12 protein-coding genes are annotated in these 15,756 nt (G+C 71.2%); 7 read left to right on the forward strand and 5 right to left on the reverse strand.

All coding sequences use genetic code 11. The features are described 5' to 3' along the window. Positions 1–75: 75 nt before the first annotated feature. Entirely contained in the window at positions 76–1,155 is a 1,080-nt protein-coding gene (locus SROS_RS09265; protein ID WP_012888653.1) for a glycoside hydrolase family 19 protein, read from the forward strand. Positions 1,156–1,203: 48 nt separating this feature from the next. On the opposite strand, the gene narI is transcribed toward SROS_RS09265, so the two are convergent. The 4 genes from narI to SROS_RS09285 all read right to left on the reverse strand — a co-directional run bounded on the left by narI (position 1,204) and on the right by SROS_RS09285 (position 7,812). Continuing rightward, complete coding sequence (gene narI / locus SROS_RS09270) at positions 1,204–1,926, reverse strand: respiratory nitrate reductase subunit gamma (protein WP_012888654.1); 723 nt, start codon at positions 1,924–1,926, stop codon at positions 1,204–1,206. A 102-nt stretch (positions 1,927–2,028) separates the two neighbouring features. Continuing rightward, entirely contained in the window at positions 2,029–2,607 is a 579-nt protein-coding gene (gene narJ / locus SROS_RS09275) for a nitrate reductase molybdenum cofactor assembly chaperone (protein ID WP_012888655.1), read from the reverse strand. Further along, positions 2,604–4,223: a nitrate reductase subunit beta gene (narH, locus tag SROS_RS09280; protein ID WP_081453073.1), complete on the reverse strand. Its 1,620-nt coding sequence runs from the start codon at positions 4,221–4,223 to the stop codon at positions 2,604–2,606. Before narH ends, narJ begins: the two co-directional genes overlap by 4 nt. Positions 4,224–4,266: 43 nt before the next feature. After that, positions 4,267–7,812, reverse strand: a complete 3,546-nt coding sequence (locus SROS_RS09285) for a nitrate reductase subunit alpha (RefSeq protein ID WP_012888657.1) — start codon at positions 7,810–7,812, stop codon at positions 4,267–4,269. Positions 7,813–7,862: 50 nt separating this feature from the next. On the opposite strand from SROS_RS09285, the gene SROS_RS09290 reads away from it, so the two are divergent. After that, a complete protein-coding gene (locus SROS_RS09290) occupies positions 7,863–9,062 on the forward strand; it encodes an MFS transporter (RefSeq protein WP_012888658.1) in 1,200 nt (399 codons plus the stop codon). Here the strand turns inward: SROS_RS09290 and SROS_RS09295 are convergent. Next, positions 9,019–9,270, reverse strand: coding sequence for a lipopolysaccharide assembly protein LapA domain-containing protein (locus SROS_RS09295; RefSeq protein ID WP_012888659.1), 252 nt, complete (start codon positions 9,268–9,270; stop codon positions 9,019–9,021). The two genes, SROS_RS09290 and SROS_RS09295, sit on opposite strands and share 44 nt — an antisense overlap. Positions 9,271–9,395: 125 nt before the next feature. Here SROS_RS09295 and SROS_RS09300 point away from each other — a divergent pair, with 125 nt between their 5' ends. The 5 genes from SROS_RS09300 (at position 9,396) to SROS_RS09320 (ending at position 15,725) form a co-directional block, all read left to right on the forward strand. Next, entirely contained in the window at positions 9,396–10,811 is a 1,416-nt protein-coding gene (locus SROS_RS09300) for a hypothetical protein (RefSeq protein WP_012888660.1), read from the forward strand. A gap of 44 nt (positions 10,812–10,855) precedes the next feature. After that, positions 10,856–11,917 (forward strand): ATP-binding protein, encoded by a 1,062-nt coding sequence (locus SROS_RS09305; RefSeq protein WP_012888661.1) that lies wholly within the window; start codon positions 10,856–10,858, stop codon positions 11,915–11,917. Then, a complete protein-coding gene (locus tag SROS_RS53815; protein ID WP_012888662.1) occupies positions 11,917–13,746 on the forward strand; it encodes a vWA domain-containing protein in 1,830 nt (609 codons plus the stop codon). The genes SROS_RS09305 and SROS_RS53815 overlap by 1 nt, the downstream gene beginning before the upstream one ends. A gap of 177 nt (positions 13,747–13,923) precedes the next feature. Then, positions 13,924–14,766 carry a PhzF family phenazine biosynthesis protein gene (locus tag SROS_RS09315; protein WP_043655122.1) on the forward strand — a complete coding sequence of 281 codons (843 nt, stop codon included), beginning with the start codon at positions 13,924–13,926 and terminating at the stop codon, positions 14,764–14,766. A 194-nt stretch (positions 14,767–14,960) separates the two neighbouring features. Next, positions 14,961–15,725, forward strand: a complete 765-nt coding sequence (locus SROS_RS09320; protein WP_012888664.1) for an arylamine N-acetyltransferase family protein — start codon at positions 14,961–14,963, stop codon at positions 15,723–15,725. Positions 15,726–15,756: the final 31 nt, after the last annotated feature.

Consider the following 15,756-nt stretch of genomic DNA (forward strand, 5'->3'; position numbering starts at 1 on the left):
CCGGCGGCGAGGTCTCCCCCCAGCCGGTTCCGTCGTCGATGCCGTGCGGTCCGTGCCGCGCGAAGGAGTGATCAGATGTTCGGAAAACGCGTCATGGCGGCTCTCGCCGCCCTGGCGGTGGCGGGGGTGCTGGCGGTCGTCGCGCCGATGTCCTCCGCCTCCGCCGCGGCCTGCGCCACCCCGTGGAGCTCCGGGGCGGTCTACACCGGCGGCGCCGTCGCCTCCCACAACGGCCACAACTGGTCGGCGAAGTGGTGGACCCAGAACGAGACGCCGGGCACCGCCGCGGTCTGGGCGGACCAGGGGACCTGCGGCGGCACGACCCCCACCCCCGGGCCGGGCTGCGACCACCCGAACTGGGTGGCCGGAAGGTCATATGTCACCGGTGACATCGTCAAATACACCGACGGCAAGTTCTACCGGGCCGAGCACGACAACCCGGGCTACGACCCGGTCATCAGCACCTGGTACTGGGAGCCGTACGCCTGCGGTCCCGCCACGCCGACCCCGTCGCCCACGACGACGCCGAACCCCGGAGCCTTCGTGGTGAGCGAGGCCCAGTTCAACCAGATGTTCCCGAGCCGCAACTCCTTCTACACCTACAACGGCCTGGTCGCGGCCCTGAGCGCCTACCCTGCCTTCGCGAGGACGGGCAGCGACACCGTCAAGCGGCAGGAGGCCGCGGCCTTCCTGGCCAACGTCAACCACGAGACCGGCGGCCTGGTCCACATCGTCGAGCAGAACACCGCGAACTACCCGCACTACTGCGACCTCAGCCAGCCCTACGGCTGCCCCGCGGGCCAGGCCGCCTACTACGGCCGCGGCCCGATCCAGCTGAGCTGGAACTTCAACTACAAGGCGGCCGGCGACGCGCTCGGCATCAACCTGCTCAACAACCCGAACCTGGTGCAGACCGATCCCTCGGTGGCGTGGAAGACCGGCATCTGGTACTGGATGAGCCAGAACGGGCCGGGCACGATGACCGCGCACAACGCCATGGTCAACGGCTATGGCTTCGGCGAGACGATCCGCAGCATCAACGGCAGCCTGGAGTGCGGCGGCAGGAACCCGGCGCAGGTGCAGAGCCGCATCAACGCCTACCAGAGGTTCGTCCAGATCCTGGGCACCACCCCCGGCGGCAACCTGAGCTGCTGAGCGCACGACTCCGGACGACGCCGACTCCGCCCCGGGGGCCCTCCGGGGTCACCGGTCCCATCCCGGGCGGGACGCCCGTACGGCCTGGTCGCCCGCGCCGCGGCTGCGGTAGACGACGTAGGGGCGGAACAGGTAGCCCACCGGGGCGGCGAAGGCGTGGACCAGCCGGGTGAAGGGGAACAGCGCGATCAGCAGCATGCCGACCAGGGTGTGCAGCTTGAAGGTCCACGGCGCCCGGATCATGGCCGCGACGTCGGGCTGCAGGAAGAAGATCCCGCGGAACCACGGGGAGACCGTCTGGCGGTAGTCGTGTGCCTGGAACGCGGCGCTGAGCAGCGTGGTCATCAGCCCGGCGACGATCGCGGCGACCAGCACGACGTACATCATCTTGTCGTTCCTCGTGGTCGCCATGAAGACCGGGCCCCGGGTGCGGCGGCGGTAGATCAGCAGGGCGATCCCGGCCAGCGTGCACACCCCGGCGACACCCCCCACGACCAGCGCGATCACGTGGTACAGCGACTCGCTCATCCCGATCGCGTCGGTCCAGCTCTCCGGGATCACCAGCCCGAACAGGTGGCCGAGGATCACGAACAGCAGCCCGAAGTGGAACAGCGGGCTGCCGATCCGCAGCAGCCGGCTCTCGTACAGCTCCGAGGACCGGGTGGTCCAGCCGAACTTGTCGTAGCGGTGGCGCCAGATCAGCCCGCCGACCAGGATCACCACCGTCAGGTACGGCGCGACCACCCACAGGGCGATTTCGGACCAGCTCACCTGAGGCTCCCCACTGGCCCGCTCACCCGCGGCCCTCTCCCGGACCCGCCCGTCCGCGGATCTCCCGTCGGCCCGCTCACCCGCGGCCCTCTCCCGAACCGTTCACCCGTAGACCCCCACCGACTCCGCGGGCGGCCCCTGGCCGGACAGCCGGGTCACCAGCGCCCGCTCGGCCCCGCTGATCGGCGGCAGCGTGGCGCACACCGCGTTGATCACCGACCCGTACGGCGAGGCGCACTCGTGCAGGGCCAGCCGGAGCAGCTCCAGGCCGGCCCGGTTCTCCCGCAGGATCGCCGCCCCCTCCGGATCCAGCGCGGCGAACTCCAGCACCACCGGCAGGTAGTCGGGCAGCTCGTCCCCGCAGAGCTCCCACCCGCCGGCCCGGTAGCGGGCCTTCAGCGCGGCCAGCGACTCGCCCCGCCGCCGCGTGTCCCCGTCGGCGTAGTAGGTCAGGTAGAGGCAGCAGCGGCGCCTGAAGTCGAAGGTCTCCACGTAGTGCGCGGCCAGCTCGCCCCGGTCCGCCCGCGCGAGGTGGTCCAGGAACGGCCCGAAGCGGGCCCCCGCCGCCTCGCGGATCAGCGGCAGCCGTACCCAGAACGCCTCCTCCGGGTAGGCGAGCAGGTGCGCGGCGGCCTGCCACACCACGCGGTCCGTCCCGGGACCGGGCGGACGGCCGCTCACCGGTCCTCCTTCTTCGGGAACATGCCCTTGGGCACGCCCTTCCCGTCCCAGTTGAGGAGGTTGACGCGTTCGTGGGTGACGTCCTCGCTCGTCTGGCGCTGCCTGAGCGAGTGGAAGTTCTCGATCGCCACCGGCACCGGCTGCCCCGAGGCCTCGCCGAACGGGCCCGTCATGCCGGGGCCGCCGTCGTAGTCGAGGCTGCAGCCGATCTCCTCGACCGACCCGGGCTGGGCGGCGTAGGCCGTCGGGATCACGTACCGCTCGTCGTACCTGGCCAGCGCCAGCAGCCGGTACATGCCGTCGATGTCGTCGCCGGTCAGCCCGGCGCGCGCCGCGATCGACGGGTCGGGCTCCTCGCCGAGGTTGATCCGGCGCATGTGGGCGCGCATCGCGGCCAGCCGCCGCAGCGAGGCCGTCACCGGCGCCGGGTCCCCGGCGGTGAAGAGCTCGGCCAGATACTCCACCGGGATGCGCAGGGTCTCGATCGCGCCGAACAGGTTTCCGGCGTCCTCACCGTCGTGCCCGCTGCCGGCCAGCGCGTCGACCACGGGGGACAGCGGCGGCACGTACCAGACCATCGGCATCGTCCGGTACTCCGGATGCAGCGGCAGCGCGATCCGGTACTTCATGATCAGATCGTGGATCGGTGATCTCCTGGCCGCCGCCATCCAGTCGTCGGGGATGCCCGACCGCGCCGCGGCCTCGGCCACCTCCGGATCCCGGGGGTCGAGGAACAGCGAGAGCTGCGCCTCGTACAGGTCCCGGTCGTCGGGCACGGAGGCGGCCTCGGTGACCCGGTCGGCGTCGTAGAGGATCACCCCGAGATAGCGCAGCCGTCCCACGCACGTCTCCGAGCAGACCGTCGGCAGCCCGACCTCCACGCGGGGATAGCAGAACGTGCACTTCTCGGCCTTGCCGGTCTTGTGGTTGAAGTAGACCTTCTTGTACGGGCACCCGGTGACGCACATCCGCCAGCCCCGGCACCGGTCCTGGTCCACCAGGACGATCCCGTCCTCCGACCGCTTGTACAGCGCCCCGGAGGGGCACGCGGCGACGCACGCCGGGTTGATGCAGTGCTCGCAGATCCGGGGGAGGTAGAACATGAAGGCGTTCTCGAAGTCGAGCCGCACCCGGTCGCCGATCTTCTCCACCACCGGGTCCCGCGCGGCCAGCGCGGGGCCGCCGCCCAGGTCGTCGTCCCAGTTCGCGCTCCATCGCACGGCCATCGGCTCGTTGCTGATCAGCGAGCGCGGCGGGGCCACCGGGGTGTCCGCCGACAGCGGCGCCGAGGTCAGGTTCTCGTAGTCGTAGGTCCAGGGCTCGTAGTAGTCCTGGATGGACGGCATGATCGGGTTGGCGAAGATGCTCAGCAGCCTGCGCAGCCGCCCGCCGGACTTGAGCGTCAGCCGCCCCTTCCGGTCGAGCTGCCAGCCGCCCTTCCACTTCTCCTGGTCCTGGTAGCGGCGCGGGTAGCCCAGTCCCGGCCGCGTCTCGACGTTGTTGAACCAGACATACTCCACGCCGCTCCGGTTGGTCCACGTCTGCTTGCAGGTGACGGAGCAGGTATGGCAGCCGATGCACTTGTCGAGGTTCATCACCATGGCGATCTGGGCCATGACTCTGGTCACCGCTCGCTCACCTCCCTCGTTCGCCGCCTGGTCACTGGTAACGCACCTCCTGGGAGCGGCGGCGGATGACGGTGATCTCGTCGCGCTGGTTCCCGGTGGGGCCGAGGTAGTTGAACGCGAACGAGAGCTGCCCGTACGCGCCGATCATGTGGGTCGGCTTGATCAGCACCCGGGTCAGCGAGTTGTGGATGCCGCCGCGCCGGCCCGTCCGCTCCGAGAGCGGCACGTCCACCACCCGGTCCTGCGCGTGGTAGACGTACACCGTCCCGGCGGGCATCCGGTGCGACACGATCGCCCTGGCCACGACCACGCCGTTGCGGTTGACCGCCTCGACCCAGTCGTTGTCGGCCACCCCGATGGCCGAGGCGTCCTCGACCGACATCCAGACGGTCGGGCCGCCCCGCGACAGGGACAGCATGATCAGGTTGTCCTGGTACTCGGAGTGGATCGACCACTTGGAGTGCGGGGTGAGGTAGCGGACGACGATCCCGCCCTGCACCTGCCCGTCCTCGCCGAACAGGGCCGCGATGTCCAGCGGCGGGCGGTAGACCGGCAGCGCCTCGCCGTACTCGTGCATCCAGTCGTGGTCGAGGAAGAAGTGCATGCGCCCGGTGAGCGTGTGCCAGGGCTTGTCGTGCTCGACGTTGATGGTGAAGGGCGAGTAGCGCCGGTCGTGCGCCTCCTTGCCCGACCACTCCGGGCTGGAGGCCACGTGGACCGGCCTGGCCTGGGTGTCGGAGAACACGATCCGGTGACCGTCGTGGGCCAGCCCCGACAGGTCCGTCCCGGTGCGCTCGGAGAGCTGGGCGAACCCCTGCACGGCCAGCCGCCCGTTGCTGACGCCCGACAGCGCCAGGACCGCCTCGCACGCCTTGGCCTCGGTGTCCAGCAGCGGCCGCCCCCGGGTGTCCCCGTCGCGGGCCAGCCCGTTGCGCAGGCCGAGCCACTTCACCTCGGCGTCGGGCCTGAACACCACCCCCTTGACCGGCAGCCCCAGCTTCTCGGCGAGCGGCCCGAGCGTGGCCATCTTCCCGGCGACGGCGCCGTAGTCGCGCTCCACCACGACCAGATTCGGCACGACCGGCCCGTCGGGTTCCCGGCCGCCGGGCTGCGCGGTCTCTCCCGGGGTGTCGTGCTGAGGAGTGGCGACCACCACGTCCCGGCGCACCCCCAGGTGCTCGGCGGCCAGTTCCGAGAAACGGGCCGCGATGGCGTGGAAGGCGTCGAAGTCGGTCCTGGTCTCCCAGGGCGGGTCGATCGCCGGGTTGAAGGCGTGCACGAACGGGTGCATGTCGGTGGAGGACAGGTCGTGCTTCTCGTACCAGGTCGCGGCCGGCAGCACGATGTCGGAGAACAGCGTCGTGGACGTCATCCGGAAGTCCAGCGACAGCAGCAGGTCGAGCTTGCCGCGCGGGGCGTCCGGGTCGGCGTCCGGCAGGTTGGACTCGGCGCCCAGCAGGTGGTGCAGGAAGTACTCGTTGCCCTTGGCCGACGAGCCGAGCAGGTTCGAGCGCCACACGGTGAGCACCCGCGGCCAGTTGCGCGGATCGTCCGGGGCCTCGGCGGCGAACCTCAGCCTGCCCTCCCGCAGCTCCTCGCGGGTGAACTCCACCGGGTCCTCGGCCTCGCCCAGCTCCAGCGGGTTGCGGTCGAAGGCGGGCGCCATCGGCATCCAGCCGTTGCGCACCGCCCGCGCCACCAGGTCGGCCGTGTGCAGGCCGTTGAACTTGCCCGGCCCCAGCGGGGAGCACAGCTCCCCGGCGTCGAACCGGTCGTAGCGCCACTGGTCGGTGTGGAGGTACCAGTACGGCGTGCCCGGCGTCTGCCTCGGCGGCCGGGACCAGTCGAGCCCGCCCGCCAGCTGCGCCCAGCCGGTCAGCGGCCGGCACTTCTCCTGGCCGACGTAGTGCGCCCAGCCGCCTCCGTTGACGCCCTGGCAGCCGGTGAGCAGCAGCAGTGACAGGAACGCCCGGTAGATCGTGTCGCCGTGGAACCACTGGGTGGTCCCCGCGCCGAGCACGATCATGAAGCGGCCCTCCGTCTTCGCGGCCGTCTCCGCCATCTCCCGGGCGATCCGCACCGCCCTGCCGGCCGGGACCGAGGTGATCGGCTCCTGCCAGGCGGGCGTGTACGGCTCGGCCGGGTCGTCGTAGCCGCTCGGCCACGTGCCGGGCAGGCCGTCCCTGGCGACGCCGTACTGGGCGAGCATCAGGTCGAAGACCGTGGTCACCAGGTGCCCGCCGACCTGCCGCACCGGCACGCCCCGGCGGACGGCGTCCGCTCCGCCGTCGAAGCGGGGCAGGTCGACCGCGACCGCCTGCCCGCCGTACAGGGTCAGCAGCGGATCGACGTCCAGCCTGAGGTTCCAGCGGCCCTTGCCCGAGTCGGTCCAGCGGAAGCCGAGCGAGCCGTTGGGCACGGACGGCTCGCCGTCGGCGCCCATCAGGACCGTCTTCCACTCCGCGCCCTCGCCGGTGTCGCCCAGGTCGGCCGCGGTCAGGAACTTGTCCGGCACGTGGACGCCGTCGCGCTCGCGCAGCCGTACCAGGAACGGCAGGTCGGTGAAGCGCTTGACGTAGCCGGTGAAGTACGGCACCTGCCGGTCGACGAAGAACTCCTTCAGCAGCACGTGGCCCATCGCCATGGCCAGCGCGCCGTCGGTGCCCGGCCGGATCGCGAGCCACTCGTCGGCGAACTTCGCCGCGTCGTTGTAGTCGGGGGAGACCACGACGACCTTCTGGCCGCGGTAGCGGGCCTCGGCCATGTAGTGCGCGTCCGGCGTGCGGGTGACCGGGACGTTCGCGCCCCACAGCACCAGGTAGGCGGCGTCCCACCAGTCGGCCGACTCCGGCACGTCGGTCTGGTCGCCGAAGACCTGCGGGGAGGCGACGGGCAGGTCGGCGTACCAGTCGTAGAACGACAGCATGGTCCCGCCGATCAGCGACACGAACCGCGAGCCGACCGCGTGGGAGACGATCGACATGGCCGGGATGGGGGAGAAGCCGGCGACCCGGTCGGGGCCGTAGGTCTTGATCGTGTGCACGTGCGCGGCGGCGATCATCTCGGTCGCCTCGGGCCAGGTGATCCGGACCAGCCCGCCCCTGCCCCGGGCGCCCTGGTAGCGGCGCCGCATGCCGGGGTCCGTGGTGATCTGCGCCCAGGCGGCGACCGGATCGAGGCCGCCGCGCCTGGCCGCCCGGTACATCTCCACCAGCACCCCGCGCGCGTAGGGGTAGCGGATCCGGGTGGGGGAGTAGGTGTACCAGGAGAAGGCGGCGCCCCGGGGGCAGCCGCGCGGTTCGTACTCGGGACGGTCCGGGCCCACGCTGGGATAGTCGGTCTGCTGGGTCTCCCAGGTGATGATCCCGTCCTTGACGTAGACCTTCCAGGAGCACGAACCGGTGCAGTTCACCCCGTGGGTGGAGCGCACCACCTTGTCGTGGCTCCAGCGGTCCCGGTAGAAGGTGTCGCCTTCGCGGCCCCCCACCAGATACAGCGTTCGCGGATCGTTGTTCGCCGGAACCCGCCTGAAGAACCGGCCTGTCTTGAGGAGTAGATTCTCGGCATCGGACGCCATGTGTTTAGTTCATCACACAGAGTTAATATTTATGGCTTTGGGCGGTATATATGTCGGATGAACTTCGCAAAGGACAGACGGTCAACCTGGCTCTCGCCACGGCCGCGTTCGCGATCACCTTCTGGGCGTGGAACCTGATCGGCCCGCTCGCGGGGAGCTACAGCAGGCAGCTCGGCCTGTCGCCGACCCAGACCTCCCTGCTGGTCGCCATCCCGGTGCTGGTCGGCTCCCTCGGCCGGATACCGGTCGGAATGCTCGCCGACAGGCTCGGCGGACGGCTGATGTTCGCGATCGTCTGCGCCGTCACCATCGTGCCCGTCCTCTTCGTGGGCTGGGTGGAGTCCTACGGATGGCTGCTGTTCTGGGGCTTCCTGCTCGGCGTCGGAGGCACCTCGTTCGCGGTGGGCATCCCCTTCGTCAACGCCTGGTACGCGCCCGCGCGCCGCGGCTTCGCCACCGGCGTCTTCGGTGCGGGCATGGGCGGCACGGCCCTGTCGGCGTTCCTCACCCCCCGCCTGGTCGAGTCCGCCGGCCGGATGCAGACCCACCTGCTGATGGCCGCCGCCCTGGCGGTGATGGCCGTCGTCATGCTGCTGTTCAGCCGGAACTCGCCCGCCTGGAAGCCGTCCACCGCGCCGGCGCTGCCTCGCATGCGCGAGGCCGTGAAGATCAAGGCCACCTGGCAGTGCGCGTTCCTCTACGCCGTCGCCTTCGGTGGATTCGTCGCCTTCTCCACCTACCTGCCCACTCTGCTGCAGAACGTCTACGGCTTCAGCCAGACCGGGGCGGGCCTGCGCGACGCGGGCTTCTCGATCGCCGCCGTCGCGGCCCGGCCGCTGGGCGGGGTGCTGTCCGACAGGATGGGACCGGCCAGGGTGCTGCTGGCGTCGTTCGCCGGGACGACGGTCATGGCGCTGGTCCTGGCCTTCAACCCGCCGCCGGAGATTCCCGCCGGGACCTGCTTCGTGCTGATGGCGCTCTTCCTCGGCCTCGGCACCGGCGGCGTGTTCGCCCTGGTCGCCCGGCTCGTCGAGCCGTCCAGGGTGGGCACCGTGACCGGCCTGGTGGGCGCGGCCGGTGGCCTGGGCGGCTACTTCCCGCCGCTGGTCATGGGGGTCGTCTACTCCGCCACCGGCACCTACGTGATCGGCTACGTGCTGCTCGCCGCGACGGCCCTGGCCGCGCTGCTCTACACCCGCAGGGCGTTCACCTCCGCTTCGACGGCCGGCGGCGGAGCAGCAACCCGATGATCACGCCGACCAGCAGGACGGCCAGCAGCGCGATCCAGAGCGGCGAGGTCACGGTGAGCATCAGCCACTGGATCCGGACCCGCTCCCGGTTCTGCGCGATGAAGACCACGCCGAGCGCGGCCAGCACCAGGGCGATCCAGACCCGCGGTGGCATCGCCGCCAGCCATCCGCCGAACGACCTGGGCCCCTCATCCGGTGTTCTCGTCATATCCGCCCCCGATGTCACTAAATGCGACTATTCAAATACTCTATGCTATAAAGGCTGAGAGACTGGTCTCGTTTTGACGACCGGGTACATGCTCGGTCACGGCTTCCGGCAATCTGTTACCTGTCATGGACTACGCAATTCTCACGGGGCTCGTCCTCGTCTCAGGTGTCGTGCTCGCCTTGGTCGCGCAGTGGAGGGGGTGGCGGCCCTCACTTCTCGTGGTGCTGGCGGTCGGCATCGGCTTCCGGGTGCTCATCATGGCCACCTCGGCGATCGACACCTGGCAGCCGGTCGACTTCATGGAGAGCTTCAGGCCCGCCGGCGAGGCGATCCTGAACCGTGAGGACCCCGTGCTCGGCAGCGAGGGAGGCTGGCACTTCCTGCCGACCATCCCCTACGTGTACGGCCTGCTGCTCTGGCTGGGCATCCCGTGGGAGATCGGTGGCCGGCTGGTCACCGTGGTGGCCGACATCGTGCTGATCCCCCTGGTCGGCAAGCTCGCCGGCGGGCCCAAGGCGTCGCTGCGCGCCTTCCAGTACGCCTGCAACCCGCTGGCCATGCTCGTCGCCGCGGTCCACGGCCAGGTCGAGCCGGTCGCGCTGGCCTTCGGCGTGGCCGCGTTCGTGGTCGCCCGCGGTCCCGGCGACCCCGACCGTCCGGGCATCACGATCGACCCGGTCGCCCTGGTACGGCAGCGCGTGTCGGCCCTCGGCCTCGGCGGCGCCGTACGGCAGGCCCTGGCGCCCGGTGGCGTGGCGCGCACCGCCCTGGTGCCCGGCGGCGTGGTGCGCGAGGCGCTCGCGGCCCGGCCCGGCGAGCGGGCGACCCTCCGCCGCGCGCTGCTCGCCGGCCTGCTGATGGGCTTGGCCCTGTGCGCCAAGAGCTGGCCGATCTGGCTGATCCCCGGCATGCTCCTGCTGCTGCCGACCTTCCGAGCCCGCGTCGTCGCGTTCGTCGCCACCGGCGTCGCCCCGGTCTTCTTCCTGGTCACGCTGCCCGTCTTCGCCGGCACCTCGCTGAGCCAGATCCCCGAGGTCATCCGGGTGATCCAGGACATCCGGCCGATCGTCGGGGAATGGGGCTACAGCGCGATCATGGTCGACGGCGACTGGACGCTCAGCCCCGAGATCGCCACGTTCGGCACGCGACTGATCTACGTCACGATGCTGGTGGTGGCCTTCCTCTGGCGGCGCGCCGACCCGGTGGACCTCACCACGGCCCTGCTGCTCGCCTTCATGGTCGTCACGCCCCGTCTCGGCGCGCAGTACCTGCTGTGGTTCATGCCGTTCCTGGTCGCCCGCCCCACCCGCTTCGCCTGGCCCGCGATCATCGGCGTCTCCCTCTGGGCCGGATACGGCTACCTCTACATGACCCAGTTCGACACCAACACCTGGTGGGCGCTGCACTCGGTCTGGGCCCAGTGCTCCATCGTCCTCCTGCCGATCCTGGCCCTGGCCATGCCCTGGGGCCGTCGCGACTTCAAGACCCCCGCCGAGCCGCCGGACGCCGGGCCGCGCGTCCCCCTCCCCGCGTCCGCCTGAAAAACCTGGTGCGTGTCCCGACGGGGACACGCCACCCTTGGGCCATGCAGGCAACCGTCACCGTGACCCCCGCCCAGCTGCCGGGCGTGCTCCTGCACGTCGCCGTCGTTCGGCCGGTGTTCCTCTGGGGGGCGCCGGGCATCGGCAAGAGCTCGCTGGTCCGTGACTTCGCCACCTCCCTCGGCCTGGAGTGCGTGACCCTGCTCGGCACCCAGCTCGCCCCGGAGGACCTCATCGGCGTGCCCGAGCTGATCAACGGCCGGAGCCGGTTCGCCCCGCCCGAGTCGATCGCCAGGGACGAGCCGTACTGCCTGTTCCTCGACGAGCTCAACGCCTCGGCGCCGGAGGTGCAGAAGGCGTTCTACTCGCTCATCCTCGACCGTCGCATCGGCACCTACGAGCTCCCCGAGGGCTCGGTCGTGATCGGCGCCGGAAACCGGGCCACCGACAACGCCCTGGCCCGGCCGATGGCCTCGGCCCTGGTCAACCGCCTCGTCCACGTCCACCTGCGCGCCTCGGCGACCGACTGGCTGACGTGGGCGACGGACAACGCCATCCACCCGTGGATCGTCGAATACCTCATCCAGCGCCCCGACCACCTGTGGAGCGCCCCGCCCAAGACCGAGGAGCCGTTCTCCTCCCCGCGCGCCTGGCACATGCTCTCTGACGTCATGCGCTCCTACGGCGACGGCCTCGACGACGACACCCTCGCCATGCTGGCCTTCGGCACCCTCACCACCGCCCACGCCTCGGCCTTCCGCGCCTACGTCAAGACCGTCCGCCACGCCTACGACCTCGATGCCGTGATCAAGGGGGAGGTCCCCTGGCCGCGCGGTCCCGAGGACCGCGACCTGCTCTACTTCCTGTCCGAGACCTTCCGCGCCCGCCTGATGAAGGAACTGCCCGCCGACAAGCGCGGCGCGTCCTCCCGGGGCCGCGACCTCGCCTTCCGGGCCAAGACCCTGCTGGTCGAGCTGGCCGAGATCTCGCTGGAGTGCGCCCAGCTCGTCATCGCCAACGACGCCAACGGCGCGCCCGCCCTGCCCGTCTGGTTCCTCGTCGAGGTGGGCCGCGACCTGCCCAAGCTCGTCGCGGCGCGCAGCTGATGAGACGGCGGAAGGCCAAGGTCGATCCCTGGCGCCAGGCCGTGAACAGGGGCTGGGAGACGGTCACCGGTCACCCGCTGTTCCGCTCCCACCGCCGCAGCCTCCACGTCGCCCGCGACGGCGATCTGCCGCCCGGCACCTGGGCCACGGTCTCCGCCACCGGCTGGGTCCGGCACCACCCCGCACACCGCGCCGAGGCCGAGGAGTGGGCATGGGTCTTCGCCCACCTCCTGCTCCACCTGGGGTTCGGCCACGCCGACCCCCGCTCCGCCATGCCCGGGGACATCGGCGAGAAGATCGAGAGGGTGGACGACCACTGGACCAGCGGTGCCTTGCCCGAGCCCGCCTACCACGCCGCCTGCTGCCTGGCGGTCGACCGCTTCCTGCGCACCCTGAAGATCGGCCGCTGCCCGGCCCCGCTGCCGGAGCACCTCCCGGCCGAGGACGAGGTCACGCTCTCGGAACGGTGGCGGCGTCTCGGCCTGCCCGCCGAGTACAGGCCGGTGGGGCCGCCGGACTTCCTCATCGGTGACGAGAGGACCGCCAGGTACGAGGACTTCCAGCGTCACTTCGCCGTCGGCGTGGCCGACTCGGCCACCGCCGCGCTGGGCCTCGCGGGCAGGCCGCGCAGTTCCGCCGACAGACACGTCGAGGGGCCGTGGGACCTGGCGCTGCGCTGGTTCGTCTCCTCCTATCCCCTGCTCGGCGCCCTCGCGGCGGGCATGAAGATCGTCGCGGACGCGGAGCTGGCCAGGGACTGGCAGATCTCGGTCGCCGCGGTCAGCTCGGAGGCCGCCGAGATCTATGTCAACCCGCTGGTGGGGATGGCGTCCGGGGAGTGGCGCTTCGTGCTGGCCCACGAGATGCTGCACGCCGCGTTGCGGCACGGCGACCGGGTCGGCGGACGTGACCCCTACCTCTGGAACGTCGCCGCCGACTACGTGATCAACGGCTGGTTGGTGGAGATGGCGGTCGGCGAGATGCCCGAGGGGCTGCTGTTCGACCCGTCGTTGGCCGGGCTCTCCGCCGAGGCCGTCTACGACAGGATCGCCGCCGACCTGCGCCGCGTGCGCAAACTCGCCACCCTGCGCGGCCGCGGGCTCGGCGACGTGCTGGACCGCCCGCTGCCCCACCCGGGCGCGCCCGGCCGCTACGTCGACCTGGACGACTACTACCGCAACGCCCTGTGCACCGGCCTCGCCTACCACCAGAACAGCGGCCGGGGCCACCTGCCCAGCGGCCTGGAGCAGGAGATCCGCGCCCTGGACCAGCCCCCGCTGCCCTGGGACGCCGCACTGGCCCGCTGGTTCGAGGAGCACGTCCCGGTGGTGGAGAAGCGCCGCTCCTACGCCCGCGCCTCCCGCCGCCAGGCCTCCAGCCCGGACATCCCGCGTCCGGGCTGGGTCCGGCCCGAGGAGGTCGTACGGCAGGCGACCTTCGGCGTCGTGCTGGACACCTCCGGATCGATGAACGCCAAGCTTCTCGGCAAGGCCCTGGGCGCCATCGCCTCCTACGCCGTCTCCCGCGACGTGCCCCGGGCGCGGGTCGTGTTCTGCGACGCCGCCGCCTACGACGCCGGATACCTCCCGGTGGAGGAGATCGCCGGCAGGGTCCGGGTGCGCGGCCGGGGTGGCACCGTCCTGCAGCCGGGGGTCAACCTGCTGGAGCGGGCCGAGGACTTCCCGCCCGACGGCCCGATCCTGCTGATCACCGACGGCTACTGCGACGTCCTCCGCATCCGCCGCGAGCACGCCTTCCTGATCCCCGAGGGCGCCCGGCTCCCTTTCACCCCGCGCGGCCCGGTCTTCCACCTCACCTCCTCCCCGTGACGGAGGCCCCGAGCGCGGGCATTTCCCGTGAGGGAGACCCAGAGCGAGGGTGCTTCCCGTGACAGAAGTTCCAAGTGAGGATGCTTCTCCCCGTGACCGAGGCCCGGAGCGAGGATGCTTCCCGTGAGGGAGACCGGCTCCGAGCGTGGGCAGGTCGCGCCGGATAAGTTCAGAACTGTGACGAACAACGTGGAAATCTTGCGCTACACCGCCTTCACTCACGACCCCAAGGGCGGCAACCCCGCCGGCGTCGTCCTCGACGCCTCGGGGCTCTCCGGCGCCGAGATGCTCGCCGTCGCCGCGGAGGTCGGCTACTCCGAGACCGCCTTCGTCACCAGCCGTGACGACGAGAGCCGCACCTTCCGCGTCCGCTACTTCGCGCCCTCGGCGGAGGTGGCGTTCTGCGGCCACGCCACGATCGCCACCTCGGTCGCCCTGGCCGAGCGGATCGGGATCGGACGGCTGGCGTTCGACACCAACGCGGGCGAGATCGCCGTGGACACCTTCATCGACGGCGAGATGCTGCGCGCCACGCTCACCAGCGTGCCCACGCGTTCCGCGCCGGTCGCCGAGCCGGTGCTGGACGAGACGCTCGCGGTGCTCGGCTGGTCCCGCGACGACCTGGACAGGGCGTTCCCGCCGCACGTCGCTTTCGGCGGGAACGATCACCTCATGCTCGCCGCCGGATCACGCGAACGCCTCGCGGACCTCGACTACGACTTCGAGGGCCTGCGCTCGATCATGACGCGCGAGGGCTGGACGACGGTGAACCTGTTCTGGCGGGAGAGCGACGGACGCTTCCACTCCCGCAACCCCTTCCCGATCGGCGGCGTCGTCGAAGACCCGGCCACCGGTGCCGCGGCCGCCGCCTTCGGCGGTTACCTCCGGACCCTGGGGACCGGCTCGGACGAGTTCACGATCATCCAGGGCGTCGACATGGGGCAGCCCAGCGAGCTGAAGGTCTCCATCGCCGAGGCCGACGGGCGCACCAGGGTGAGCGGCGGGGCCGTCGCGATGTAGGTCCCGCGCCGGTCCCGCGCCGGTCCCGCGCCGGTCCCGACGGCGCGACTGGTCCGCGCTGATCGGTCCGCGCTGATCGGGCCCGGCGGCGACCGGTCCATGGCGACCGGTCCATGGCGACCGGTCCATGGCGACCGGGCCACGCTGATCGGGCCCGATGGCGTGGCCGGGCCGCGGTGTGAGTGAATCGGGGCATGGACGAATACCTCAAGCGGATCGGTGCCGCCCGCCCCGCCGGCCCGGACGCGGAGTCGCTACGCGAGCTGCAACTGCGCCATCTGCTGACGGTCCCCTTCGAGAACCTTAGCGTCCACCTGGGCGAACCCGTCGTGCTCGACGACCAGGCCCTGGTCGAGAAGGTCGTCGGCAGGCGCAGGGGCGGCTTCTGCTACGAACTCAACGGCGCCTTCGCCCTGCTGCTGCGCTCGCTGGGCTATCAGGTGACCCTGCTGGCCGCCCGCCCGGTCGGCGACGGCTCCATCGGATCGCCCTTCGACCACCTCGCCCTGCGGGTGAACACCCCCGACCCGTGGCTCGTCGACGTCGGCTTCGGCGCCTTCAGCCACCATCCGCTCCGCCTCGACCTGCGCGCCGACCAGCCCGACCCGGCCGGCGTCTTCCGCGTCGCCGAGACCGCCGACGGCGACCTCGACGTGCTGAAGGACGGCGTGCTCGAATACCGCCTCGAACAGCGGCCACGCGTCCTGGCCGACTTCGAGCCGACCTGCTGGTGGCACCAGACCTCACCCAGGTCGCACTTCACCCGGTCGCTCGTCTGCTCGCTCCTCACCGATGCAGGACGCGTCACGCTGAGCGACAGGCTGCTCATCCACACCTCGGAGGGCGGACGCCGGGAACAGCGCCTGTCCACCGACGCCGAGACGCTCGCCGCCTACCGCGACCTCTTCGGCATCGAGCTGACCCGGTTGCCCCCGGCGCCTCCACGGTCAGGCGAATGAGACGAGCGCGGACCGCGAACCCCGGCGGTCT

Origin of the sequence: Streptosporangium roseum DSM 43021 (assembly GCF_000024865.1) — a bacterium.
Taxonomy (GTDB): Bacteria; Actinomycetota; Actinomycetes; order Streptosporangiales; family Streptosporangiaceae; genus Streptosporangium; species Streptosporangium roseum.